The following is a 1,827-nucleotide window of genomic DNA, read 5'->3' as shown; positions in this document are numbered from 1 at the left end:
TCTTTCTGTCGTTTGTTCAGTGTCTATAAAAGTGTCTAAGGCCATAAACATAATGTCCATTTAATAAATAATGGACACTATCGGGATATTGAGAAAATAAGAAAAGTGGGGTTCAGCGGACGCTTACACATAATACACCTTATACGAAGTCAAAAATGGGAGCTTATAGCTCCCATTTTTAGTCTTTAATGCGCTTTTTCGCTTCGTCATAAACTATGCTGTCAGCTCGTTTCCCAACGGTGATGAGCAAGATAACTACCTGATCATCTTTGACTTGATAAACTAGTCGGACTCCAGCCTTTAATAATTTAATTTTATAGCAGCCTGCCAGATCACCTCTGAGCATATTCTTGGGAATATGTGGCTGCTCTATGACCTTGGCAAGTTTCTTCTTAAATTGATCTCTTATAGCACTAGGAAGCTTTTCCCATTCAGCTGTGAAGTCCTTATGACGTAAAAGCTTATAAGTCATCTAAAGTAATTTCCTCGAACATTTCTTTAGGATCATTAATACGTTTACGAACAATCGCTAATAGCTCGGTATCCTCTTCTGAGAGTAAGGCTTTTTGTACAGGGAGTTTCCCAGTCGCTGCAATGTATTCAAGGACATTTGTAAAAAACTCAGTAGGTGCAATACCTTGTTCTCTAAGAACTGAATAAGATTTTTCTTTAAGGGCTTCATCGACCCTGAAGTTAACAGTAGCCATCACTTTTCCCATTTATTGAATGTATGGAAATATTGTAATGCAAATTGCATTACATGGCTAGTTCGTATAATCAGCCATTATGTTAAATGGGATGCTAATCATGGATATTAGAACCAAAAACTACTTTACCTCACCTCTGGGTGTCAAATGAGGTCATAGAGCCATCTTTATCAACTAAGTAGGCTTTATCGCAAAGAGTTAAAATTGGAAGATCGCTTAAACTATCAGAGTACCCATGGCTAAAATTTAGAACAGCGTTAAATCGATTGTTTAACATCGTCTTTTTGTTTTTATAAATGCATCTTTCATCTAAATAGAAGGAACCAAAGTTTCTACGTGTGATTGAGCCAATTACTTCAAAGTTAGTTGTATTGAAAAAACTAGGATAAATCTGCTTGATGAATTCTACTGGTGTGCCACTAATAAAAATGACTTGATCACCATTTGCTTTGTGAAACTCTAACTGTTTAAGCGCATTATCAAAAGGGGTCATTTTTAAAGAGAATGATTTGCAAAATTTCTCAGTGAGAGTGCCTAACTGCGATTCTGAAATGCCTAGAAAAAGGAAAAATAAAATTAAATTTAACCCAAACTTACCTTTTGTATTAACAAGATAAATAAGAAATGAGATAAAAATAATCGGAAGAAATATAACAGAATTGAGTAATCTTTCTTTAATTGAACACTTGATGAACTCTAAAAAAATATCTTCCTTGTGTAAGGTTCCATCAATATCAAAAAAAACATAATTCATTCATTATTTCCTAAATAAAAATTTGATAGTTGATGGATTGAACACTGTAAGTAAAGAGAGATATCTTTTGGCACACGATTTAAGGTTGAAATCTTTGCATCATTTGGTCGAGACTGGATTAAATCTCAAGTTTAAATTAAGAAAATCTAAAATTAACATAATACACCTTATACGTAATGCTTGATATTTCTCTTTAAATATCATTATATTAAAGCAAGCCGTTCTGGAATATAGGGCACCAGAGCGGCTTTTTATTGATTATTCATGTTCCACGCTTAAAATTCGAACAGTGTTTCATGATTTTTATAAGTTAAACTAAATTTAGTTGCTAATCCCAATAAGCTATTCACTAACTTGTAAATATCG

The 1,827-nt window shown here is 33.4% G+C and carries 3 protein-coding genes; all 3 read right to left on the bottom strand.

Features of this window, described 5'->3' with window-relative positions:
• Positions 1-178 precede the first annotated feature (178 nt).
• A complete protein-coding gene (locus FTU91_RS16295) occupies positions 179-472 on the bottom strand; it encodes a type II toxin-antitoxin system RelE/ParE family toxin (protein WP_074947749.1) in 294 nt (97 codons plus the stop codon).
• Positions 462-707 carry a type II toxin-antitoxin system RelB/DinJ family antitoxin gene (locus tag FTU91_RS16290; protein ID WP_111885987.1) on the bottom strand — a complete coding sequence of 82 codons (246 nt, stop codon included), beginning with the start codon at positions 705-707 and terminating at the stop codon, positions 462-464. Before FTU91_RS16290 ends, FTU91_RS16295 begins: the two co-directional genes overlap by 11 nt.
• A 130-nt stretch (positions 708-837) precedes the next feature.
• The gene (locus FTU91_RS16285) at positions 838-1,461 is read right to left on the bottom strand and encodes a haloacid dehalogenase-like hydrolase (protein WP_086197640.1); all 624 of its coding nucleotides are present in this window, start codon (positions 1,459-1,461) and stop codon (positions 838-840) included.
• Between the last annotated feature and the right edge of the window lie 366 nt (positions 1,462-1,827).

The organism is Acinetobacter sp. YH12201 (genome assembly GCF_013418145.1).
In the GTDB taxonomy this organism is placed as follows: Bacteria; Pseudomonadota; Gammaproteobacteria; order Pseudomonadales; family Moraxellaceae; genus Acinetobacter.
Note: the sequence above shows the minus strand (reverse complement) of the source record. Positions and strands in the feature narration are given on the sequence as shown.